Source organism: Paraburkholderia sp. BR10936 (assembly GCF_040965735.1).
Taxonomy (GTDB): domain Bacteria; phylum Pseudomonadota; class Gammaproteobacteria; order Burkholderiales; family Burkholderiaceae; genus Paraburkholderia; species Paraburkholderia nodosa_A.
This window is the reverse complement of record NZ_JBFRCM010000010.1, coordinates 277,899-300,097: the sequence shown is the minus strand read 5'-3', so window position 1 is coordinate 300,097 and position 22,199 is coordinate 277,899. Positions and strand designations below refer to the sequence as shown.

Genomic DNA, 22,199 nt, shown 5'->3' with positions numbered 1-22,199 from the left:
CGACAATCATCCAGCGACAATCATCAGGAAGGAGCGACAACCATGACCGAATAACCACCGACAATCACCCCGGTCGACCGGCCAAAATGATTGTCGGTAAACCGGCCATCCTGCTTGACGCTATCTAAGGCGCTCCCAGTCTTGTTTCATCAGCCTATCTACTCCGTGGATTTGGTTTGAATACCGACATGTACAGCTTCGTTGACGACGTCTTACGGCTCACCCCGAGGACTGAGCGCCCACCTTTGCGAGCAATTGAGCCTTCACTTGCTCAAACTCTTCTTTCGTGAGTGCCCCGGTTGCGAACAGGTCGTATGAGCGCTTGACCTCATCGGTCCAGTCCTGGCCAGCTTCCTTCTTTGCCGGCACAACCTCTCTCGTTGCTACGTCCACCGTTTCCAGCTCAGAAGAGCGCTTCTGTTGTTGCTGTTGCTGCGTCGGTTCGAAGAATCGCACAACCCTCAACAGCTGCTTGAGAACGGCATACGCCATGAATCCAAGAATCAAAATAACAATCAGCTTACCCACGGCACCCCCGGTTATCGGTACTCGGAACTGGTCACTGCGATTCAGCGGTGACCACCCATTGGGGGCATCATATTCGCGCCTACGACAAAATGTGTCGCAGCGCGTCCAGCTCCTCCTCTCCCGCATGACCTCCGCCAACGTCCTCAAGCGTGACGCCCCAGACCTTCTCACCGAAGCCAAGCAGCCAGCGATGCAGTTGCACTGTTTCCACGACCACGGCGGTCACTTCCAAACGGTCGGTAAAGGTAGCAACCCTCTGGTCCGGCGTCAGGGGCGACTCAAGCAATTGAAGACCGGTCTCCCGTTCGATGCAGAAGCTCAAGCGGACTCGCTTCCCGCTGCCGAAGCCAAATTTGCCGTCAGCCTCGTACTGCTCAAGATTGAAGTCGGTCGGCCGCTCGAAGGGCCGTGTAGTCACGCTGGCCGTGATGATTCGATGCAACGCGAGAATCCGCTCCTCCGCATAGCCCTTGTAGCGGCAAACGAGGTAAAGACGAACGCCTTGCTGAGCCAATCCGAGCGGCATTACCTCGGCTGGCTTCGACTTGCCGGCAGCGTTTCGATACTCGACTTCGAGCCAGAGATTCGCGTAGAGCGCATTGCTCACAGCATCGAACACGCCACCTTCGATTTTTGGCGGCAGGGTTGGCTGAGTCGGACTGACGACGCGAACCTTCTTCAGCCACTGCTGGCTGGGCCTTTCAGCAACGGTCGGACCGAAGTTCCTTCTGGCCTGCTCAAAAAAGCCATCCATGGACTTCAATACGCCAGCCGGCAGCAGATGATTCAGATGCTCCTCTGCCAACAACAGTAGCAGTGATTCCTGCTCGCTGAGCACTGGCAGGGACAGGCCTCCCGACTGTGCCTTCCAACAGTATCCATAGGGCTTGCTCCGGTCGTCGCAGTCAATGTCAAAATGCTCGCACAGCATTTCCAACTGACGTTGGATAGTCCGCACGTCCCGGCCATGCCCTGCGTGCTGCAACTGTTCGTGCAATTCAGCTGCCGTGACCTTTCGGTTTCTCGGGATACGTCGTAGTAGCTCTATCGCGAGGATGGTCGTATTCAGCGTATCGGAGCGCGTAGCCATGAATCCGGTGTCCCGCATGTAACTGGTTTGACTCTCGTGGTCATTCGCGGGAACGTAAGCAAGCGCTCCGCGGCGCCACTCAGAACCGTACTCGATTCGGCACGATTCATCGCGCTCCTAGCACGGCACTTAGAAGAAAACCAATGTTCGTTCATGTTTAGGCGTTCATCTCAGAAGCGCCCGTTGAAACTATCGAAGTAAGCGTTCTTCACGAGGCGTCCGTTCGAGTGAAGCACAACACTGCCCCAGCCTCATAAGCCCACGCCTTCTGCATATGGTCAAAAGAGGCATGCCTGGAAGGTTGGCGTGCCGCCCAACGAGCCTGTCTATCGGCTCGGGCGCAACAAAACTTTAGGGTTTACCGACGCAAGCTGGCTGTGCTTCCTGGTGCGCAAAGGCGAGCATGCCCGCGAACGCAAGGGCAGTGACCAGCTCAGACCCGAACGAGATTGTCGTTAGCGGCGCTCCGCCCGGTCGAAAGCGCGACGCCGGACTTCATCCGTGTCGTTCGGTACACACCGAAAAGCACGGACTGGCAATGAGTCTGTCGTTCAAGTCTTTGCAAAATCGGTGATAGCAAGGCAACATCAGAGGGCCGCCCGATGCACAGCGTGCGCCAGTTGGCGTCTTGCCCGTGGTCGAATCAGGGGCTCTATTCGCTTTTAAATCAGAAGCTTGCTACGCGCGCCCTCAGGTTATCCACAATCTTGCACACAAAGTCTGGGGATAATTGCGAAGATGGCCTGGCCAAATCGTAGCGGCAACAGCGACCTTGGTTCTCATGATTTCAATGCGCGCCTGGGACCTAGACGTTGCCTCGGATTTCGGTGGCGTGAACCGGGGCCATCGAACTGCCGGTGCCATGTTATTGCGTGACTCACCTCCAGGCTCATCGTGAACCGACTCGCGCCGGCAAAAGCCAACCGGCATATCAGCGGCCATCGACAGCGCACACTATATTGACACAACGTCCCATGCTATTGGGTAACATCCACTGGAAACGCAAAGGCCGTCGACTGATTCGTGACCCAGTGAGGCCCGCGGCCGCGGGCCTCACATTCAATCATCGAGTTCCCTGAAAGCAAGCAGTCGCAACCACCGCATTATGGTTTTGTAACTACCTGTTCCCAGCTCATTCCTCACACTCACAGCACAAATGCGTCGTCGTTGCTTACGTAGCACGACGCAAGCGCGTACCACATCCGCTGCGGTTACTTCTCTGGTCATGGATGGCCTCGCAGTATCCGGCCAATGAGCCGGCGTCACTGCGTGTAGCAACCATGGAACTTGGAGATAGAGATGGCCTAGGCGATTAGATGCAAACGGCCGCCTAGACACTAATTCCCAAAAGATACCGATTGCTTTCATTCTTGCCCGTGCTCACGGACTAGCGATTGCCGTGGCTGAATAGGACGGGCTCAACCTGTCCGAATGGACGGCGCGCGCCGGCGGTGTGATTTTCGCCGTTAAAGCGACCAGTTACTACACCGGCGGACAACGTCGGCATGCCTTTGTCGACAGCGAGGTTTTTGAAGCGCGCGAGCCGATTCACGCGAAGACCGTCCGCCGACGCAAAGCCAAAGAATCGACGGCGAAGTCCCTGCTCGATACCCCGCGGCCGACTAGCAGCAAGCTTCTGAAGTAGCAAACGCAATAGCCATGCCATCATAAGCTATTGATTTATAGCGATTGACCGTATGAAATCAGAGAATCAAATCTATACGGCCAATTTCAAATAGCTTTCATTCACCGACACCACTCGGCGAGCATTACCTCCTCGGCTTTGTCGTGCCGCAGTCGCTGGTTCTCCCGAAACCCAAGCACTTCGCGGGCTCGCGCGACTGACAGCGCCTTCTCGCTTGTTAGCTTCATCCCTGCCTTCCAGGCGCGCGCCGACGGCGTGCGTACCGTCATGTTCGGCACGATTTGCAGGCACGCCAGCAAGGCCCCGTAGCTCTGCCCGAGTTTCAGGATGCTGCCCGCATTGGTAACCACAAATGGGAGAGGCCGCTCGAGAGCCGCGGCGAGCGGCCTGGGGATGGCAGCGAGCACGGCATGAAGTGCAGCCGCGTCAAAAGAGCCATCGTCGCGCCTGGGCAAGTCTTCCACCTGCCATGCGCCGGCGGTGTTGATGGCAAACGCGCCGTGGGCGCCTGGGTCGATACCAATGAATGTCGTCATGCGGCGTGTAGTGCCGCAGGTCCGCAAAGAAAAAGCCCACCGAAGCGGTCTTTGCTATCAGGGCGTTTCTTACGCCGGCTTCTTGATAGCCAGCGTTTCCCGATTAATTTCGCTAGGCTTGTAACCGAAGTGCCTGTAGCCATTCATGACTGCATCTTCGAACTTTTTCCTGAGGCGCTTCGCATCCCCTGCGGCGTTCTGCACATCATCGAATGCATCTTCGCCAGTATTGGCATTGACTGCAAAATCAACTGCGACGTCTAGATTCTTAGACACTATAGCCGTAGCGGCATCAAGCACTTTCCCAAAGTAGACTGCATCGGCGTCGCTTACGTTACCCGTCATCGGTATCACGCCAATCTTGCCGGCCGTATCTTCAACACTCTTCTTCAACGTTTCGGCGTCGTCCCTGTATTCATGCAATGCTCGGAACGATACATCCTGCCTTATCTTGCCGATGTATATCTGCCCCGTCACAGACATGGCAAACAGATTTGCCTGAATACTGCCCACATACTCAGAAAATGCCGCTCCGGCGTCCCGCCCAGTTAGGGTTTCGTCGTCTTTGCCAGAAGGCAGAGGCATAGCTGCCTGCAGTTTAGCAGGCGGCTGCGTTGAAGCAGTGGTCGCCTCGGCATTGGCCGTCGGCGGGAGATACGAACTCGCGATGCGCGGTGCATCCGCGCTTGCACTAGTCGACTGCGCGTTCGTGCTCGAGTCGTTACACGCCGTCACGTACAAGGCGACGGCACACAGCAAGACGGCTTTTTTCATTGGTTTCTCGCTTACCGGGGTCCGCCGGCGGTTCTTATTGTCGCTGCGGCCTTTCAGCCGCTCGGGCAGCATACCAGCACAGTGCTCATTACACATGCTTCGCGCGCTAAGTGCGAAGTAAGGTTCGAAGTGTGCGGATTAACCCGCGCAGTTTTCGTCGTTCCCAGCGGCCGAGTCGCCTTATCTGCCAGGCATTCCAGCCGTTTTCCTCATCGTCCGCCGCGAGGCCGTCCAGCCTCAAGGGGTAACTCCGTCACAATGCCTCCGCACGAAGAAAAAAAGCCCAGCGAACCGGGCTTTGGAATCAAGATTCAGTTTTTCTGCTTTGCCATTTGCTCTTTCACGTAACGATAGAACTCAAGGCGCTTAAGAAACTTGCGCACGCTCACGCTCGCTATCAGCCCCGACATCGCAGACAAGCTTGCGAACAGCGCTAGGGACGCACCGCCAAAGTGGTAGCCGATTGCTGCCATGCCTATTGTCCACACTGCCGCCGCACGGGGTCTAAGCCACTTGCTGCGGATAGCTTGCACGATGACTCGGGTTGAGTCGCTCGCAAGCCACGTCGCAAATATGAGGATAGCGAACCGCAGAACGAAGGGAAGGCTATGGAGCTTGGCCGCCGTGTCACGCAGCAAGGGCGTGATGTCGATTGCGTACATGTTTTCACTCTCGAGAATTCCCTGTGACTTCTCACCTCGCCCCGTGGCCGAGAGGATAGGCCACGAGGTAGGTTACCGGCATCGTCATGCCCACTAGGGTGCTTTCGCCTGGCCCTTGTTTAACGTATATGCACCTTGACCAAACCGGGTCCCGACTTATGGTTGCTGGAGTTGACCCTGTAATCCCGGACACAGCTTCACACTATGGTTGCTGAATCCGTCGAGCGCCGAAACTCGCGGGGCGAGCGGTATTTCAGCGCGCTATGGGGATGCTTCTCGTTGTAATGCTCGAATGCGATGGCCAGGTTGCGTGCAGCTGTCTCTGCATCCGGCTTCGGCATGAAGGCGACGTAGTCGCGCTTCATGGTCTTTACGAAGCTCTCGGCCATCCCGTTACTTTGCGGGCTGCACACCGGCGTGGTCAATGGCTTCAGGCCTATGCCCAGTGCAAACCTCCGCGTGTCGTCGGCCGTGTAGCCCGAGCCGTTGTCGCTCAACCACTCGATTTCGGATGGCGTATGCAGCGCATTGCCGAAGCGATTTTCCACCGCAGCCAGCATCACGTCGCGCACGATGTCGCCGCTATGGCCCGCCGTCGTGGCCGCCCAGCTCATCGCTTCACGGTCGCAGCAGTCCAGCGCGAACGTCACGCGCAGCGGTTCGCCGTTGTCGCAGCGAAACTCGAAGCCGTCCGAGCACCAACGCTGATTGCTGCGCGCTACAGCCACCTTGCCGTCGTGCCGGCGTTGCGGCCGGGGCGGAACCGGTCGGCGCTCCATCAGCAGCCCGTGCGTGCGCATGACGCGATAGATGCGCTTGGCGTTGAACGGCACCAGCCCAGCCGCAACGCGTTCATTGCGCAACGCACCCCAAACCCGGCGATAGCCATAGCTGGGCAAATCGCCGACAACCCGGCGGATTTCCTCGACCACGCTCGCATCGTTGGTCTGCCTCGATTGACGTCCATCCCGCCATGTAGCCGGACGCGACAGTCGTGCCGATACGTTCGAGCGCGACACGCCGAGAACTTCACAAACCAGCTTCACTGGTCGTCCTCCGGCAGCAAGGGCGAGTGCGCTATCCATTTTTTTGCACGGCCATACTCGACTGCTTCGCGGAGAATCTCGTTCTCCATGGTCTTCTTGCCGAGCATCCGTTGCAGCTCACGAATCTGCTTGAGTGCATCGGCCAGCTCCGACGCCGGAACCACTTCCTCGCCAGCCTTGACCGCTGACAGGCTACCGTCCTGGTACAGCTTGCGCCAGTGGAACAACTGGTTCGGATTCACGCCATGCTGGCGCGCAACCATCGAAACCGACTTCCCCGGCTCGAGGCTCTCCCGCACCATCGCCAGCTTCTGCTCCGCCGTCCAGCGCCGCCGACGCTCCGGGCCCGTCAACACTTCCATCACTTCCTGCCTGGTGTTAGTCAAAAACACAGTCTTATGCCTACCCGTTAGTTTAAGCGGGAGACTGTGTCCGGCGATTCAGGGGGCCGCTCCAGTTGCGTTTGAGTGCAAATACAGGATGTCCATTAGATTGAGATTTCATGTGGACGGTGCCGTCAACAGCTGAAGGCATTTATCCGCAAAAAAAAATGCCCCGTACTCGGCGGGGCATCTTGTCTGCAAAGCGGAACAGTCATTTATCGCGTGCGGGTCCATCGCCGAATGTGCTCGGAAACACGAACGGCATGATGAAGCCGAGAAAGGCGACAGTAAGGAGGAAGGAGCCCATGGTCTGCTCGCAATGCGTTAGTTGTGCCCAGTATATGCAATAGGTTTTATGTTTACAAGCGACCACCAATTCTGAACCTCTTGCAACACGCATCGACCAGTACATTTAAACGCGCTTCTATATACCAATGCCGAATTGAACTCCATCTCCGCCTTTTGCGGTCAGCGTAGACAGTAGCTGCGCGCGCCTCCGAACTCGTTGCCACCAATATCTGAACGCGCACGGAAAGCAGCGCGATGGAACTCTTCGAGGCTCCCTCATTCAGAACCTGCTTCTGGATTTCAGGGAATAGATGCGGAGGCGGCACGCGGAAGAATCGACGAAGCCTGTCACCACAAAGCACGCAGCGAATTGAGTAAAAAGCACTGGGCATTAACTACCGGGTGCGCATCGCAAGGCAAGCTCTAACCTTGGCGAGGATTGCACGGATATCGTTACACCCTCTCGCTCCCTCTGCCACGAGCGCGGCAGGTCGCCGCCGGCAGGGATTCCAGACGCGTTTTAGCGCGTGCAAATGTTTGCATGGAACGCTACCCTCTTGTCGAGCCCCTCCGTTGCTATTGCGGACGCGTTTAAGTTCTCCGAATCGACGGGGTAACTCCTTCACGATGCCGAACTCGCTGGGCACGCCATTTTCCACAATATTTCTTAACCGACCTGGTCTCGTGCCAGGCATTGCTGTTAAACCCGCGACGCCCGTTGCAGCTACACCCACTTCCACCTTAAGCGCTAGCCCCGGTAGCTCGGGCCACGGTGCTTGCCTCAGCGTTGCCGATTAAAACTCTATTTGACCAGCGCCACGGCTCATGGCGACAGTTAGTAAAACAAAACTCCCAAGTCTCCATTTCCGTTGCGCACCGTTCTAGTGATTGTTCATGGGCATTTGAAAAACGGACCGGTCACGTGCGCTCGCGGGCATGTCAACATTCAGCTTGCGAAGAGTATTCACATCAATGAGGGGGATTGTCTGATGCAGTTCGTACGTGTTCTCGTTGTCAGGTTGGTCACCGACCGGGCCACCGGACCCGTTATGGGGAATAGTCTGGCGTTGCCCATATGTTGTTTCGTTATTCCGCTGGCCACTCACAGGGTCACTCGAGCCAGCGTGTTGGTTGGCCTGATTGTCATCAAGGGGGAAGCTGCGCGCCATGCCTCGGAAGCCGATTACGACCGGTGAATCAAAGCGTCTGTTCATCACCACACCCGAAGCTGCTCCGTGGAATACGGAAACCTGGACACCCGGAAAACTCAACGGCTGGTCAGAAATGACCTGCTTACTCAAATCATTGAGTTGCTGCATGAAAGCAGTCGCCTGCGCAATGGTGGGCTGACTTTCTGGCTGCGGTGCGCTCGCCGCGTCAGGCTGGCCAGCGCCCTTGGCGACCGGCTTAGCGGCACCACCCGCACCGTTGTTGCCACCCGCTCCCGAGTTGGTTGTGTCCGCTCCTACGCCGAGATACTTCTTGAAGGCGTCAAGCAGCGTCGCCTGTTTTGAGCCCGTATCGTAAGCAAGTCCCACCTGCGCGCCGCCTCCCGCGCTTTGGCTGTACGTGATACTCACATCAATCGCCCGTGTTGCATATATCTCGGACACAATAAGCATCCTCGGCACCCCGACGCTACAAAAGCCGACAGCAAGCTTTTGTGCCGTGTCCAAAGCGACCTTCATACGCGGCGTATCTTGTTGTGCGCGGTAAGCCTGCTCAACCTCGGAAAACGGGACTCCATAAGACTCTGCCTGCGGGACAGACATCTGAATATTGCTTGCATCGTTATAATTGAATCCTGCCTGAGCAATGATGGTTGGAAACGGTACGAGAGCCGAGGCTTGCGCCTTGGTAAGCGAAACATTAAAGAATTCCGGGAATGACACTATCTTTAGCTGGTGCGGCGGCACAGTGGAAAATAGCGTCTGCATCGGGGTGTCTGCATTCCCAGCTTTCGGCTGTTGCCGCGGGGCCGGTCCTTGCTGGTCACCCACCTTCGCAAGCTTCTGTACCTTTTTCTGTTGGCGCGCTTTGGCTGCGCCTGGGTTGGCGGCCGCAGCAGGTGCCGACGCCCCCTTAGGGGCTGAAGCGTCCTCTGTATCAGAGGCCCTACCCGGGGGCTGTGCCGCAATCGGAGCTGAAGCCTGGGGAATAACCGGCATCTCTACTCTAGTGCGATATTCTCGGGTGAGCATCCCTGCCTGGCTGACTGCCGGTGGGTCGGCGGCATCAGCCTCAGAGGTGCTCTGTTTCGGCAGCGGGTCGTCGTCGACCACGTCGTACAGCGAGGTAAGCCACACTGACCGTTTCGTGATGGAGTCCATGTCCTGCGTGGAGGCATCACCCATGCAGGTCAAGAAGATGTCGCCCACCTGTACATCCGCTCGCGGCGGAAACACAGGGAAAATATTGTACTTGGACATCTGCTGGCCCCATGTGTCAGCCACCGGCGTTGAATCCGGGCTTGTGGTTCCACAGGCCGCCACCACGCCGACGGAAGCCAGACTCATGAGAAGTCTGCTGCTTTTTCTTGTCATGACAGCTCCAGGATTATTCGCACGGTAAGCTGTGGCTCCTCGCCTACGTAACGGCTAGCAACGTTCTCAAGGAGGGTCCCGTTTTTTAGCATGCTTTTGCCAGCGACATTCTCTCTCCCGCGCACGAACGAAAAGAACCCGCATTGCGGGGCTCACTGGCATCAAAGTCTGGGTGGAATCAGCGCATCTACTCGCTCTTCTCGAGCCCGGCGTAGAACGCTGCGGTCCCGTTACCAAAAGTCTCAGCGAACACCACCTGAGCGTTACTGAGCAAAAAAGCGAGCATCAGGAGCAGGTCCTTGTGGTCAAAAACTGCTTGAAAGACGGTCGTCATTTGGTTTTCGCAGACGCGTGGATTGCTCAGTACATGCAAGGCACTACATTTTATGTTTGCAATCCACGACCAACGAGAGATGGAGTGGTCAGTTCAAGGAGCAAACCAGATTTCAAATTGATGCGGTTTTACGAGCGGAGAATGCTCGTAACCCGCGATATACTGCACGCGAACGGTACCTGCTATCACCGTTTCCACGTTCGCGGCGAGGTCTCTGGCCAATTTGGCATCCGTTGCACGAAAATACCGGACCTCCGTACTATTGGGTCCTTTCGCAACAAGTTCCGGCGGCGGAACCTCATATTGACGGGTTCGTAGCGTATCCGCCAACTTTCCATATAGGGCCATTTGCGCATCCGAGCGAACCTGAACATAAACGCGCGGGCTGATGGGCGCCGGGCCGAGTGCTTCGGCGTGAGACTCTAACGTTTTGGTGGCAGCCACCGCGTCCCCCTTGCCCAGCTGCAATGAAACCCGGTCGAGAATTGCCTGTTGACGCTTGTACTCGGACCTTTGTACTTCCACATCTTGCTGGAGGCTCTGGCGAGTTGCGAGCAGTTCTCGCACTTCTTTCTTTGTCGCGTTGACTTCCTTTTCGAGACTGTAGAGCCGATACGTACTGAAAGCGAAGGTAGCCACCACGATAGCGATTCCGGCGACAGTTATAAGTGTTGCTTGGCGCGACGTTCGCGCTAAGACTGCCGCGGAAAACTCAGGAGAACTAGACATTTTTTCTCCTTTCAAGCTCAGTTACATACATGAAAGCCTGGTTCCATATACTGAGTATTCGACCAATAGCCAACGTGAGTACACCCGACGAGCCAAATAGCCCGACGAGTGGCTTAATATCACCTCCGGGTCCATTGAACACCTGAAACGCTGCGCTCGTTAGCAATGTCAAGACGGAGAGGACGGCGATGGCCAGGTAGGCATATCGCTCAAGCGCGAAAATATCAATTAACTCACGGACCACCTTGACCCTATCGTCGACCGCCATACCGGTTTGGTCCGAAGATGCCGCAGGTACACTCGAAGTCGACATTCCATCCGCCTATTTTCAATCCAGTCTCATCTCTTGGTAGCACATCCAGAAGCACGGCGGCCGACCGCTTCGCCGTCCGCTCGACTTCCCTTTGAGGCAGCCCCTCAAACCGGGGTATCCAAGCGTCCTTTCATACAATTTAGTTGGCCCGCGATGTAGCCAACAAAGCTTGCCAACAAAATAGTGTGGGATACCGCACATATAGGACGCCAATACCATCAATTCCATAGGCATCGAGCGAAGTTCATTGTCTTCAAAGTAAGCGCCTGCGAAAACAGTCATATCGGTACACGACCCGTCGTCCTGAACTGTCTTCTACATTTCAATCTCCAAACAACGTGCGTCATGCGCTTCGCATATGTGACAGAGCTAACACTTTCCAGCAATTGGCTCTTGTCGCTATCAGGTGACATGCTCTACTCAAAAGGAGATTGCGATGACGCTCGCCAGAAACCCCCTCGCTAGCAAAGAAGTCTGGCGAAGAGGTCGTCGAAAAACGACGGGAATCCCCCATGGTTTAAGCGCTGCAAAGAAAGCATAAAAGAGTTTCAGTTGAGACTGCAGAGTCAATATCGCAGAAAAAAAACGGAGACGAAAGTGGCCACATCTATGATTGTTTGCAATCCGAACGATGAGCTGGTAGATAAGTTCGCCGGCATCGCTCGGTTATTTCTGGCACAAGGCGATTCGTGGTTTTCTATCGGGGCCCTCCCCCCCGAGTTCACCAGCAATATCCTTCTGAACGTCTCCCTCGACCAGTCCTCGGCCGTTGTCTCCTGTGCGTACCCGGGGAAGACACTCCAGGAAATGGTCAAGTGGGAGGTTGAAACACCCTTTGCTAGTCTGCTTTATGGCGGTCAGGCGTGGCCGTGGGAAGCATTGCTGCTTTCGGCCGGTGGCAACGACATAATTGCCGCCGTCAACACCCTGCCTACCGAGACAAACGCTACCAAGGCGGCCTTAAGGCTACTGCGAACCCCGAATGAAAGAGCAGGTGTGCCAGTCGCTTCTGATTGCAGTCACTATGTGCGACCAGATGGATGGGCCGCGCTCCAGAACACCCTACTGGCGTGCTTTGCTGCCATAGTGCAGAAACGCGATGGGACCGGCAGCCAGTCTACCGGCGTACCGATTCTTGTCCACTCGTACGACTACGCGCAACCCCGCAACGCACCCGCAACCTGGAACATGCCCAACATTGGGTTCGGCCCTTGGCTTTCTGCGGCATTTTCGGCGTATGACATCCCGAATGCTGACTGGCTAACGTTAGTGAAGTACTTGATGAACTCTTGGACAACGTTTATTGCCGGTTCGAGTCCCGCGGACGATGTAAATGCCAAGTTGCTCAATTCACCGTTCAATATTGCCAATGCAAACATCCATCTCGTACATCTTACAGGTACATTGACACCGGCAAGTATCGACTCCACCGAGTTGGACGGCGACTGGGTAAATGAGATTCACCCGTCCATACCCGGTTACATAAAGCTCGGTCCCGTCTATTCGACCCAGTTACCCGCCGCGCCGGCAACATTGGCGGTGGCTGCGACTGGCTGACCAGGCTACCGGTTAGCGAATTTCGTCCCGGCACGCCCCGGGACGCAGCGGGAAAGTCGGTTTCTTGAGGGGAATTGAAAATGGCTGATTTGTCAAATATAAAGCACATCGTTGTGCTGATGCTCGAAAACCGCTCCTTCGACAACGTGTTCGGCTATCTCCGGCCCGCCGATGCGGATTTCGACGGATTGAAAGGAATCAATTCCTTCCTGAACTATGGGCAGAATAACAGTACGGGCGTTGCTCCTTGGCCGACACAGCCAGGCATCGATAGCTCAAGGATGCCTAGCCCAGACCCAGGCGAGTCGTTTCAGGACATCAAGCAGCAGATTTATGGGGGCGCTCCAGCCGTTCCCTTGATGGGTGGTTTCATCCAGAACTATCTATCCAAAGGCGGCCAGGCTAATGACATCATGCATTGTTTCGCGCCAGAAGAGCTTCCTGCCCTGAGTCTGTTGGCCAACAGCTTCGCAGTCTCTGACAGGTGGTTCGCTTCTGCGCCATGCCAGACATGGCCGAACCGCTTCTTTGTGCACACGGGAACGGCAAACGGCTACACAAACAACACATTGAATGGCTTCCCCTTCCAGATGCAAACCATTTTCAACGAATTGGAAGGAATCGTCCCGTGGAAAATATATTTCCACGACTTCCCGCAAACAGCCCTGCTGTCCCGGCTTTGGCCATACTTTTCTAACTTCCGGCTGGTCGACGAATTTGTCAAAGATGCGGCCGCCGGCCAGCTGCCCGGCTACTCCTTCATTGAACCCATGTACTTCCCTGACAGCGGGTTGCCGAACGACATGCATCCTCCGCATGACGTCCAACTCGCTGATACCTTAGTTGCAAAGGTCTACAATGCTGTGCGGGCCTCACCAAACTGGACGAGCACGCTACTAGTCATTGTCTTTGACGAGCACGGTGGGTGCTATGACCACGTGGCGCCGCCTCCCGCAGTACGACCTGATGCCCGCCCCGGTCCTGATTTCAACTTTGATACCTTCGGCGTGCGAGTACCTGCCGTACTCATTTCACCCTATACTTCAGCGACCATACTTCGGCCCAAAGGCGCCACGCCGTTTGACCATACATCTATCATTCGCACAGTCCGAAACTGCTTCGGCATACCGGGGCCGTTGTCCGCTCGCGAAGCAGCTGCCCCTGACTTATCCTGCGCGCTGAATGATGGATTTGATATTAACCGGGGGCCGGCCTCCATCGAGATACCCGCCAGCGCACCGGATGCCGCCGTGTTAGACGCCGCCCTTACACGGCCCGTGAACAATCTGCAGGACCTCTTGCAGCTCGTCGCAAATAGTCTCAAGCCGTTGGCAGATAACTCATCCGTGGCGCAGCACCTGCAGGACCTGACGACCTCACCAATCAGCGCCCCTTTGGTGAAGCCAACTGCTGGCGACGCTGGAGCCAATGTTCGCGAGATTATGCAGGCCATCATGGCACGGTTCGCCGCTTCCGCACGAGCGAACACGGCAACCACCACCACAACGATTTATCGAGGACACTAGCCGCACGAATACCCGCGGCGCGTCTCAAGGTCAGTCGCAAAGCTTTACGCCGTCCGATTGCAATCGGAGCTGGAGGCGAGCCATGAATTTGAGAGCTGCTATGTGGATGCTTTCGGCGCTTGCCGCAGTATCCGCGCAGGCACAGGGAGCTGATGGCGCTGCGGCTGCCAGCAGCACGACGGCATCGCTTGGAGCGCCCTCGCCGGCGTCGATTCTTCGCGGCGGACAGGTTAGTGTTACGGGCGACAACCTGCCGTCAGTACAGACTGTACAGCTGTGTGAAGATATCGACCAAAACTGCGACCACCCACATACGACACCTCCCACTGAGACTACAAGCAAGTCCCTCAAGTTCGTAGTGCCGCTCGATATCAAGCCCGGGACATACAGAATAGGCGTCGTTGCAACTGGCCAAAAGCAGCCCACTCTTTTCACCTCGTCCCCGCTTGACGTGACGCGTGCAATCCCAACAATTTCGGCTTTGTCTAATTCGACGTTGTACCCCGCGGGACTATTCAATCATCAATACACAAACCTCACGATTCAAGGCACAGGATTTGCCACTATCTCCGAGGGCCTAGTTTCAGATAAAGACAACAAAGGAAGCATCAAGAACGGCAAAGACGATAAAATTGTCTATACCATGCGTAAATATCAAGAGACCAATCAAATACTTATTAATGATATACCTTTGAGTAAATGTGAAAGTCAAAAAACTCGCTATTGCTTAGATTCATATTTAGTCAACGGAACGGACACAACCATCACCGTATCCGGAATCCCAACGATGCTGAGTGGGCAGGTAAAGTTAGCGGTTAAGGTGGAGGACGCAGTCTCCCAGCCCCACGAACTGCTCTTGTCCCGATATCCCCGCTATGCCCCAAAGGCAATCGCCGCCGTCGTCGTGTTCATTGTGTTAGGAGGCGCATATTTAGCAAATAGGAAGCTGATTGCCGTACCTCAAGGGACACCAACAGCGAAAATTCGTCGATGGAGAACCCTGTTCATTGATATGGATTCCGCAACGTATAGTCTATCCAGAGTACAGCTTGTGATATGGACGTTCGTCGCTTTGTTCGGGTGGGTCTATCTTAGTGTCGCTCGCAGCTTCATACAAGGCATGGTCACGTTCTCCGATATACCTAGCGGCTTACCTGGTGTCTTAGTCGTTTCTGTAGGAACTAGTGTCGCAGCAACTGGCGTTCAATCGGTAAAGGGAACCAAGTCCTCCGGCCCGCTCTCGCCTACCTTCAGCGATTTATATTCAGTCGGCGGCGTTATTGCGCCCGAGCGGGCCCAATTCCTTTTGTGGACGATAGTTGGTGCGGCTGGCTTCATCGTGTTCACGCTCGCGCTTGACCCCGCAACGATACAAAATCTGCCGACATTGCCTGACGGATTCCTGCAGCTTGCAGGAATCAGTGCTTTTGGGTACGTCGGCGGCAAAATTGTTCGCAAGTCGGGGCCCGCACTAAAGGGAGTCAAGGGAACTGTCCAGGACCCAGACGCCCCCAAGACCGTCACCTGGACGCTTACCGGAACAGGACTTGCGAAGAACGCAACTTGCGCCTATAAGCAAGGAGAAGAGACGGCTGAACCGCCTGAAAAATCATTCGGGAGCGTTGAAATAGAAGCCAAAGATGCTGACCAGGACGGAGACCCCACGCTTTACAAGGTCCTAACTGTGAAAACTACCGACACGCCTGATGATGCTATGCCGCCCCCGACTCCGGCTTCTGGTGGTCAGGCTCATCCGGTCCATCTTTTTGTCATCATCAACCCGGATGGTCAGCGGGCGGAGTGGTCTTATTGAACGGCTTCTCTCAATGAAGGAGCAGGTCGGACTTTATGGACAGTCTTCGTGTACAAAGCTAACGCTCAAGCGCACGCAGAAAATGTCGCCGAGCGTCAGTCGAAATTAAACGCAGAAGCTGCCTTGCCCGTAAATTAGTCTGCTCTGTTTTACGCAAACGTGGGCCACGCCTGTTGCAGCGCCGCCTGTGTCCCGTTGTAGCAGCTTCGGTCAAAACCATTCGTTGGTGCAGGACCATCGCGGCCATCTGAGAATTGCCACAATGCCCAACCTTTCGTCCAAACCCGATTCGGTAGGTGCAGAGGCTGGTTGTTGTAACTGGCGTACCACAATGGACAATTGCTCAATGGACAAGAGGGGTCCGCGACGGCATCGGCATTTGTTACCAGGTTGCTACCGTAGACGAGCGGCCAACGACCCGTACGCTGGTTAATAAGCAAAACGAATGCACAGGCGTCGCCGACCGACATGTCGGGGCCACTTGTGCTCGTTTCAAAATCGAGCGCGAGTAATGTCGAGGCATCGGAGTTCGTGTCAACTCCCCATTGGATTGCCTTGAGGAAATTGTCCACCTGGTCCTCAGGAGCTGCGCCGCTCGAAAAGTGATATGCGCCCCATAGCATTCCCAACGCGTTCGCTGCGTATCGACGCCTCTCATACAGCGGGTCTTGAAAGCTGGCGCCTTCAGTCGCCTTATGAATCACGGCCACAATACCCGCGTTCTGCATATCGCTAAGTACGACGTCGTCGTTATGATTGATGTCGAGAACACCATCAAACGTTCCATCCATGGTGACAGGCATTTTCGTCTCCTCGTACAGTATTACAACTGCTATATGAGGATGCGACGTTATGTTCACTCTGTTCGAAGCCGAACATTACGACTATGTCTCACGCAATATATCTCTTGATTTGTTTTGCCAAGTTAGCTATGTCGGATATCAAAGAATAGCAATGCGTCAGTAATGGAATATTTACTGAAGCACTCTGCCGTCGATTCATCCGTCAGCACACCAAAAAATAGACAGACTGCGATGGACACAGCATGCCCAAGCAGCCACATATGCAGAAATTCATATCGCGCATCTTGTCGTTATATCTAGACGTCCCTTGTTGTTTTCGGCTGTCAAAGTGCGACTTAGCCCCGCAAACGTTCACCAACGACCCAAGTATGGAACGCCCTCCATAAAAGGCCCTACATTTATTTCTTTATTAAGGTTAACCGGTCTCCTATGCTCTGCTTAATCCGCGGGTTTGTTGGACTAGGGGGCTGACATGGCAGACGATGACGATGACGAAAAGGAAGAAACGGAGGAAGAGGAAGAGACAGCTGAAACAGAAGATGTGGAGGATTGGGAACACAACGATAAGCTATCGGCGCAGCGGTCGGCCGATGAGAAAGAAAGAATACTCGCAGAACAGCTAACCGCTTTAAAAGGACGGGCAGCAACTGCGTCGCCCACCGCAAACATTCCCGGCGAGCCCGGTGACTCCGGCAGTTTTCCAGGTGATACTTCAGCAACGAGCGCAGGTTCATTTAGTGGCGATGCCCCCGGTCCGTATTCATCGTCCACCAATCCCAATGCGCCACCCAATCCGACAGGGCCCGCGGCTCCCAGCACTCCCGCTGGGAACTCGCCATCGACCGACAACGGAGAGCCCTTCTCAATCCACATCGCCGGCGACAACTGGACGACAGACGACACTTTGGGGTTTGCTGGTTACGCTTACGCCATTGCGGCGTTCCTGACCCATAAGAAGTCCAAGCCACCATTAACCATTTCGATACAGGCACCGTGGGGCGGTGGAAAGACCTCGCTGATGAGGATGATTCAAAAGCAATTAGACCCTCAAGCGAGCATGTCTGCGGAGAGAGACCGGGCAATAGAGCAAGGAGTTGCACCTCGAATAGTGCCTTCGCCTGCGGCCGTCATGAAGCCTCAAGGAGGAACCGGCTTCGGAGCCCCAGAGGCCGGGCTAACTCTCGAGAGTCTGAAGGGGGAGATAGACAAGCGTCTGCAAAACGTGGAAGAGCCACTGCCTCGAATTGAAGTCGAGAATGCGGAGACTAGTCGGGTCACGGTTTGGTTTAACGCATGGAAATACGAGAGCACAAATCAGGTTTGGGCCGGTCTAGCTGACGCCATTCTGCAGCAGGTCCCGAATCGGCTCAAAACGCGAGCCGAAAAAGAAACGTTCTGGCTGCGCCTTAATCTAGCAAGAGTCAATAGCGCGGCTATTCGGCAAAAACTGCACAACTACTTCATCCATCGCGTCTTGCGAACGACTATTGGGCTAGGCTGGGCCATCGGCGCTGCGGCTCTTTCATTCGTCGCGGTTGAGGCGCTCTCAATTATGTCTGGCTTAGCGGCCAAGCTGGGCCCTCATGTCAGTCTTTCAGGACTGTCTGCCACTGTATCCGTGGTAGTACTGACTACTGTTAAGTCGGTCGCCGTTTACTTCAAAGTAAAAAACGAGCCCGTTTCGGAAGTGCTCAATGATATCGTGGATGTTCCCAGGTACGAGGGAGAGTTAGGCTTCGTGCATCAGGTTGAGAAGGACATCCGGCGAGTGTTTGACTGCCTTTCACCGGGGACCAGCCTCGTCATTTTCATCGACGACCTTGACCGGTGTTCGCCGCCAAAAGTATCCGCCGTGCTCGATGCAATCAATCTGTTTCTCGCTGGCGACTTTCCCGAGTGCTCGTTCGTCTTCGGCATGGACTCGGAGATGGTCGCAGCAGCTCTGCAGACCGCTCACAAGGATTTGTGGGCCGCGTTGCCAGCAGATGCTAAGGTGCCGATTGGCTGGCGTTTCATGGACAAATTCGTACAGTTGCCTTTCGTCATACCGACTATCAGCAGCGAGACGCAGGAAGAATTTGTTGATGTTTTGATGGGCACGTCGAAATCCTCAACGAAAGACAAACCAACGACCGAAACTACCTCCACACCCGGTTCCGCATCGTCACCGCAAGATAAGAAGAACAGAATCACCCCTGAACAATTCCGTGACACCGTGAATAAGGCTGGCGCGTTCGACGATAACAATCCTGAAGTTCAACGACTGATACGCTCTGCAATGCCGCTCTTCAAGGGTAACCCGCGCGAACTAAAAATATTCTTGAACCTCTTTAGGTTCAATCATTTAATTTGGTACGCTCGACATCAACATGGCAACGAGGTGCCATCGAAAGATGCATTGTGTAAATGGACCGCGCTGTCGGTGAAATGGCCCGAGCATGTTCGGTGGCTACGACGAACAGAGCCGAGACCTGTCGCGACTGGAAGTGCTCGCGGTAGTTCCACGCCCTTTACGCCTTCTACAACACTGCAGGGACTCGAGTACCTAGCGGCTGACTGTGAGAATGTCACGGACTGGAAGACCCGCGTAGTGAAAGACTACGTGTTGAGAGACGACACATCGTGGGCAGGAGAAGACACACTCTTCTCTCTTTACAAAGAACTCCCCCGGCTCTCAGAGCACGCGGGAAAGGGCTTCTGGTGAGTACCGCACGCAGTAATACGCCCTTCGGCGGTCTACGATGACCGCAACTCGCAAGCCCCTTGTCGACATTGACTAAAGTAGTACCCGGAAAACGGACGGTTCTCGGCTCGCCCGGTGGGTGCGTGTCCGGCAACAGTCCAACTGCAGCGATTCGGGCGCATAAATCACTCTTGATATCAACCGCCAGAGGCTGCGATGAAAGACTGCTGGTCTGTTCGCAAGGGAGGTTATCAACTGGTCGCGATATCTCGCGTATTTCGCCGGATTCATCCGAGCGCGGCGGTATTGGTGAGATTTGTCAGTACCAACGGTGAGAGATTTCAGTACCGTGGCCGAACACACGCCGCTGCCAGCGGGACGCCGCTCATTGTCACCAAATTTTTGTCCACAGCACCCCACTATTTGGGGAAAACGGCACGTGTCGCGAGGACTATGCCTGCCTATGGTTAGGTCTTTCAGTACTCGCTTCGGAGCAACGGTGAGACGATTGAGTACTGACGAGTACTGATGGTGAGAGATTTCAGTACCGGCGCGAGCGGGCCGAAGCATAACGTTAAGATAACGACGCTCCTTTGGCGCGAATGTTTCACGCGATTTCTAGCCCACTCCCGTGTTCGGCTCAAACCCTTGTCAGCAAAGGGAGAGCGCTCGATTTGTGCGCCTCCACTCCCGATTGTTTCACGCAAAAACTACCAATCGCCGGAGCCTCCTCGGGCCGCTTAACTTAACGCGTTATGCAAGCAGACCTCGTTCAGCTGTGAAGGTTTTGGGACACCTGTGCGAGTCTTGGGCTCTTGTCTGCATAAATCCTGCATAAAATCTGCATACGGTACATACGAGCAGATACCCCCACGCATCCGCCACAACGAGGAAGGTATCTCCTGCGTACGCGAGCATATGTACCCGAATATTTCTGCATACACTCAAAGCTTATGCTCAGACTTTATGCAGTTTTATGCAGGGTCCGGTTTGATGTGCGAGTCTTGGGGCTCAGCTGTGAAGGTTTTGGGGCTACGCCGCGTTGTAGCTTTGCAGGAAGTAGCGCACTTGCGCCAACGTGGTGAAGTTGCCACCAACGTCAGTCACCTACCCTGCCGACACGAATGCCTTGAAACAGGTCAGCTTTCGGGTTGTGCAGTACCCAGTGCGGCGCACGACGGCGCAGCTCGAGACCTGCGGCGCGCGCAGCGCGTGCAGTGACAGCGGCTTCGGTGTTGAAGAGTGGCAGCATTGAGATACCTCGTCTTTGGTAACAGTGCGTTTGCTTGGATATTACTTATAGCGACGTCTGGAAAACTGCCTCTGAAAGCAAAACGCCCCGGCGAGGGGCGTTGTGTGGTCAGGTGTCGTAGTATACGAATAGGATGGTAGAGTTGTACCTGTATCGGTACAGGTCAATCACGGAGGAGGACATATGCGTACCCTCCCTTTCACCGACGCTCGCGCCAATCTCAAGCGTGTCATCGACCAGATGATGGAGACGGTCCATCTTCTGCGTTCCCCGGCAAACGCAGCCCATCTTGAGCGTTCCATTGCGCAGGCGCGCGCGGGTGAAGTACAGCCCCGCACGCTGGTTGACGACAGCGAATGAGCGGCGCTTGCCGTATTCAGTGACGATTTCATCGAGCGTCACGGTATGCCGTGTCAGCAGCAAGCCTGCGCTGGTGCGCCTGGTACATCACACGGATGCTCGTTTTGCCGCCAAGACTGTCGAGCGCTGCCTGCGCGGCGTCGTGACAGGCTTTGCACTCCCACGGCTTGCCAACAGGAGCATCGGCGCAGCCCTTGCTGTACTCAGCGAGAATTTCGGATGGGGTTATTTGAGAGTCCTCTCGGTAGGTGTGAGCCGCGCTCAATGACGTGGCAACACCTATAGCGATAGAACTTATACTGGGTAGGGCTTATCTCACTTTGCTTACAGCGTCCCGAAACGCTTGCTCAACCGGGAGTAGTAGTCGGAGCCGAACGCTTCCGTGAGCGTTTTCGCGTGGTCTTCGCTGCATGCAAGGAGCAGCAGGACTGTCCCCAGCAGGCGCAGCCTTTCTGTCGTCAATTTGACGTAGCCAAGCGTGTCGTCAAGGAGGTTGGCAGCAGCAGACGGAGTCCAGCCAATGCCGATTGGCAGTAACCCAGGAAGTTTCTGTATGAGGCGAGCAGCATCTTCTGCTCCAGGTGCATTTAACGCATGCATGAACGCTTCCTCAAGGCGACCGGAACGAGAGCTGCAACGGACAGGCGTCCGGCTGCGAGCATAACGACTTTGCTCTCAGGTGCTCGTGCGAGTGCTTGGGCCATTCCGCTCATGCTCACAGCCCCTCCGACCATTGCTTGTCAGCAAAAGACCGTGCGAGGCGCGCCATCGCGCCGCCGTCGGTGCGGGCCCTGTCCTCGAGCGTTAGTGTCACGCGAGCGCGCAGATTGGCGACAGCTTCTGCAGAGCTGCTGCCAGAGCCCTGCACTGGGACTAGAAACCAATGCGCGCTGGGGATGCAGCGCGACAGGTGGTTGGCAACGAAGGCCTCGCTCAGCTCATCGAGGTCTGCCTGCAAGCGTGCAATGTGCCTTGAGTGCATCAATGCGGCCGTGACGCGGCCGCTCTTTGACCACAGGACGACCGCTGCCGGCAACGGTGCGAGGTCGAGGTTGATAACAGAGACGGTGTCGTCGCTGATTGCGGACAAAGACGGGGTGTCGGTGATGGAAGGCGTGTCGACAAGGACGGGTTGGCGCTTCGCGCCAGGTTGTGCAGGTTTGCGCGGCATGAGACTCGGCTCGTGTATTCGGGCTTCGTCTAGTGCACACGTTTATGCGATGACCTAGTGATTCACCCGGGTCGCCTAGTGGTTCACCGGGCATCAGCCTAGTGATTCACCCCGCGAATCTAGTGATTCACTGGGCGTTTCCGCGCCTTGCTCACAGAAAACA

Annotated in this window: 19 protein-coding genes; 5 read left to right on the top strand and 14 right to left on the bottom strand. The window is 55.5% G+C overall.

Annotated features, from left to right (window positions below; translation table 11 throughout):
* Positions 1 to 219: 219 nt before the first annotated feature.
* From AB4Y36_RS22285 to AB4Y36_RS22240, 10 genes are all read right to left on the bottom strand, one after another.
* Positions 220 to 528 carry a hypothetical protein gene (locus AB4Y36_RS22285; RefSeq protein WP_368684084.1) on the bottom strand — a complete coding sequence of 103 codons (309 nt, stop codon included), beginning with the start codon at positions 526 to 528 and terminating at the stop codon, positions 220 to 222.
* Between the two features lie 79 nt (positions 529 to 607).
* Positions 608 to 1,618 carry a helix-turn-helix transcriptional regulator gene (locus AB4Y36_RS22280; RefSeq protein WP_368684083.1) on the bottom strand — a complete coding sequence of 337 codons (1,011 nt, stop codon included), beginning with the start codon at positions 1,616 to 1,618 and terminating at the stop codon, positions 608 to 610.
* Positions 1,619 to 3,364: 1,746 nt separating this feature from the next.
* Complete coding sequence (locus tag AB4Y36_RS22275) at positions 3,365 to 3,799, bottom strand: hypothetical protein (RefSeq protein ID WP_368684082.1); 435 nt, start codon at positions 3,797 to 3,799, stop codon at positions 3,365 to 3,367.
* Positions 3,800 to 3,868: 69 nt separating this feature from the next.
* Complete coding sequence (locus AB4Y36_RS22270; RefSeq protein WP_368684081.1) at positions 3,869 to 4,573, bottom strand: hypothetical protein; 705 nt, start codon at positions 4,571 to 4,573, stop codon at positions 3,869 to 3,871.
* Positions 4,574 to 4,884: 311 nt separating this feature from the next.
* The gene (locus AB4Y36_RS22265) at positions 4,885 to 5,235 is read right to left on the bottom strand and encodes a hypothetical protein (protein WP_368684080.1); all 351 of its coding nucleotides are present in this window, start codon (positions 5,233 to 5,235) and stop codon (positions 4,885 to 4,887) included.
* A gap of 197 nt (positions 5,236 to 5,432) precedes the next feature.
* Positions 5,433 to 6,643, bottom strand: a protein-coding gene (locus tag AB4Y36_RS22260) for an IS3 family transposase (RefSeq protein ID WP_368684079.1) whose coding sequence is annotated in 2 segments (ribosomal slippage) — positions 5,433 to 6,328 and positions 6,328 to 6,643 — 1,212 coding nt in all. Because the reading frame shifts where the segments join, the coding sequence is not laid out codon by codon here.
* 1,190 nt (positions 6,644 to 7,833) lie between these two features.
* Positions 7,834 to 9,495, bottom strand: a complete 1,662-nt coding sequence (locus AB4Y36_RS22255) for a hypothetical protein (protein WP_368684078.1) — start codon at positions 9,493 to 9,495, stop codon at positions 7,834 to 7,836.
* A 187-nt stretch (positions 9,496 to 9,682) separates the two neighbouring features.
* Complete coding sequence (locus tag AB4Y36_RS22250; protein WP_368684077.1) at positions 9,683 to 9,829, bottom strand: hypothetical protein; 147 nt, start codon at positions 9,827 to 9,829, stop codon at positions 9,683 to 9,685.
* A 93-nt stretch (positions 9,830 to 9,922) separates the two neighbouring features.
* Entirely contained in the window at positions 9,923 to 10,558 is a 636-nt protein-coding gene (locus tag AB4Y36_RS22245) for a hypothetical protein (RefSeq protein ID WP_368684076.1), read from the bottom strand.
* Positions 10,551 to 10,826: a hypothetical protein gene (locus AB4Y36_RS22240; RefSeq protein ID WP_368684075.1), complete on the bottom strand. Its 276-nt coding sequence runs from the start codon at positions 10,824 to 10,826 to the stop codon at positions 10,551 to 10,553. Before AB4Y36_RS22240 ends, AB4Y36_RS22245 begins: the two co-directional genes overlap by 8 nt.
* Positions 10,827 to 11,468: 642 nt before the next feature.
* Here AB4Y36_RS22240 and AB4Y36_RS22235 point away from each other — a divergent pair.
* The 3 genes from AB4Y36_RS22235 to AB4Y36_RS22225 all read left to right on the top strand — a co-directional run bounded on the left by AB4Y36_RS22235 (position 11,469) and on the right by AB4Y36_RS22225 (position 15,767).
* Positions 11,469 to 12,428, top strand: a complete 960-nt coding sequence (locus AB4Y36_RS22235) for a hypothetical protein (RefSeq protein ID WP_368684074.1) — start codon at positions 11,469 to 11,471, stop codon at positions 12,426 to 12,428.
* A gap of 80 nt (positions 12,429 to 12,508) precedes the next feature.
* Positions 12,509 to 13,954, top strand: a complete 1,446-nt coding sequence (locus AB4Y36_RS22230; RefSeq protein ID WP_368684073.1) for an alkaline phosphatase family protein — start codon at positions 12,509 to 12,511, stop codon at positions 13,952 to 13,954.
* A gap of 82 nt (positions 13,955 to 14,036) precedes the next feature.
* The gene (locus AB4Y36_RS22225; RefSeq protein ID WP_368684072.1) at positions 14,037 to 15,767 is read left to right on the top strand and encodes a hypothetical protein; all 1,731 of its coding nucleotides are present in this window, start codon (positions 14,037 to 14,039) and stop codon (positions 15,765 to 15,767) included.
* 149 nt (positions 15,768 to 15,916) lie between these two features.
* Here the strand turns inward: AB4Y36_RS22225 and AB4Y36_RS22220 are convergent, their stop codons facing one another.
* Positions 15,917 to 16,570 (bottom strand): glycoside hydrolase family 25 protein, encoded by a 654-nt coding sequence (locus tag AB4Y36_RS22220; RefSeq protein ID WP_368684071.1) that lies wholly within the window; start codon positions 16,568 to 16,570, stop codon positions 15,917 to 15,919.
* A gap of 472 nt (positions 16,571 to 17,042) precedes the next feature.
* Here AB4Y36_RS22220 and AB4Y36_RS22215 point away from each other — a divergent pair, with 472 nt between their 5' ends.
* Positions 17,043 to 19,274, top strand: a complete 2,232-nt coding sequence (locus tag AB4Y36_RS22215; RefSeq protein WP_368684070.1) for a P-loop NTPase fold protein — start codon at positions 17,043 to 17,045, stop codon at positions 19,272 to 19,274.
* A 1,078-nt stretch (positions 19,275 to 20,352) separates the two neighbouring features.
* On the opposite strand, the gene AB4Y36_RS22210 is transcribed toward AB4Y36_RS22215, so the two are convergent.
* Entirely contained in the window at positions 20,353 to 20,505 is a 153-nt protein-coding gene (locus AB4Y36_RS22210; protein ID WP_368684069.1) for a hypothetical protein, read from the bottom strand.
* Between the two features lie 183 nt (positions 20,506 to 20,688).
* Here AB4Y36_RS22210 and AB4Y36_RS22205 point away from each other — a divergent pair, with 183 nt between their 5' ends.
* Positions 20,689 to 20,865, top strand: coding sequence for a type II toxin-antitoxin system Phd/YefM family antitoxin (locus tag AB4Y36_RS22205; protein ID WP_368684068.1), 177 nt, complete (start codon positions 20,689 to 20,691; stop codon positions 20,863 to 20,865).
* A 324-nt stretch (positions 20,866 to 21,189) separates the two neighbouring features.
* On the opposite strand, the gene AB4Y36_RS22200 is transcribed toward AB4Y36_RS22205, so the two are convergent.
* The gene (locus AB4Y36_RS22200) at positions 21,190 to 21,465 is read right to left on the bottom strand and encodes a hypothetical protein (protein ID WP_368684067.1); all 276 of its coding nucleotides are present in this window, start codon (positions 21,463 to 21,465) and stop codon (positions 21,190 to 21,192) included.
* A 115-nt stretch (positions 21,466 to 21,580) separates the two neighbouring features.
* Positions 21,581 to 22,036 carry a hypothetical protein gene (locus AB4Y36_RS22195; RefSeq protein WP_368684066.1) on the bottom strand — a complete coding sequence of 152 codons (456 nt, stop codon included), beginning with the start codon at positions 22,034 to 22,036 and terminating at the stop codon, positions 21,581 to 21,583.
* Positions 22,037 to 22,199: the final 163 nt, after the last annotated feature.

Bases quoted from the DNA above. Each gene is read 5' to 3' on its own strand.
- AB4Y36_RS22280 (WP_368684083.1), bottom strand. From the start codon at position 1,618: ATGGCTACGCGCTCCGATACGCTGAATACGACCATCCTCGCGATAGAG.
- AB4Y36_RS22275 (WP_368684082.1), bottom strand. From the start codon at position 3,799: ATGACGACATTCATTGGTATCGACCCAGGCGCCCACGGCGCGTTTGCC.
- AB4Y36_RS22270 (WP_368684081.1), bottom strand. From the start codon at position 4,573: ATGAAAAAAGCCGTCTTGCTGTGTGCCGTCGCCTTGTACGTGACGGCG.
- AB4Y36_RS22265 (WP_368684080.1), bottom strand. From the start codon at position 5,235: ATGTACGCAATCGACATCACGCCCTTGCTGCGTGACACGGCGGCCAAG.
- AB4Y36_RS22255 (WP_368684078.1), bottom strand. From the start codon at position 9,495: ATGACAAGAAAAAGCAGCAGACTTCTCATGAGTCTGGCTTCCGTCGGC.
- AB4Y36_RS22250 (WP_368684077.1), bottom strand. From the start codon at position 9,829: ATGACGACCGTCTTTCAAGCAGTTTTTGACCACAAGGACCTGCTCCTG.
- AB4Y36_RS22245 (WP_368684076.1), bottom strand. From the start codon at position 10,558: ATGTCTAGTTCTCCTGAGTTTTCCGCGGCAGTCTTAGCGCGAACGTCG.
- AB4Y36_RS22240 (WP_368684075.1), bottom strand. From the start codon at position 10,826: ATGGCGGTCGACGATAGGGTCAAGGTGGTCCGTGAGTTAATTGATATT.
- AB4Y36_RS22230 (WP_368684073.1), top strand. From the start codon at position 12,509: ATGGCTGATTTGTCAAATATAAAGCACATCGTTGTGCTGATGCTCGAA.
- AB4Y36_RS22225 (WP_368684072.1), top strand. From the start codon at position 14,037: ATGAATTTGAGAGCTGCTATGTGGATGCTTTCGGCGCTTGCCGCAGTA.
- AB4Y36_RS22220 (WP_368684071.1), bottom strand. From the start codon at position 16,570: ATGCCTGTCACCATGGATGGAACGTTTGATGGTGTTCTCGACATCAAT.
- AB4Y36_RS22215 (WP_368684070.1), top strand. From the start codon at position 17,043: ATGGCAGACGATGACGATGACGAAAAGGAAGAAACGGAGGAAGAGGAA.
- AB4Y36_RS22210 (WP_368684069.1), bottom strand. From the start codon at position 20,505: ATGCTGCCACTCTTCAACACCGAAGCCGCTGTCACTGCACGCGCTGCG.
- AB4Y36_RS22205 (WP_368684068.1), top strand. From the start codon at position 20,689: ATGCGTACCCTCCCTTTCACCGACGCTCGCGCCAATCTCAAGCGTGTC.
- AB4Y36_RS22200 (WP_368684067.1), bottom strand. From the start codon at position 21,465: ATGCATGCGTTAAATGCACCTGGAGCAGAAGATGCTGCTCGCCTCATA.
- AB4Y36_RS22195 (WP_368684066.1), bottom strand. From the start codon at position 22,036: ATGCCGCGCAAACCTGCACAACCTGGCGCGAAGCGCCAACCCGTCCTT.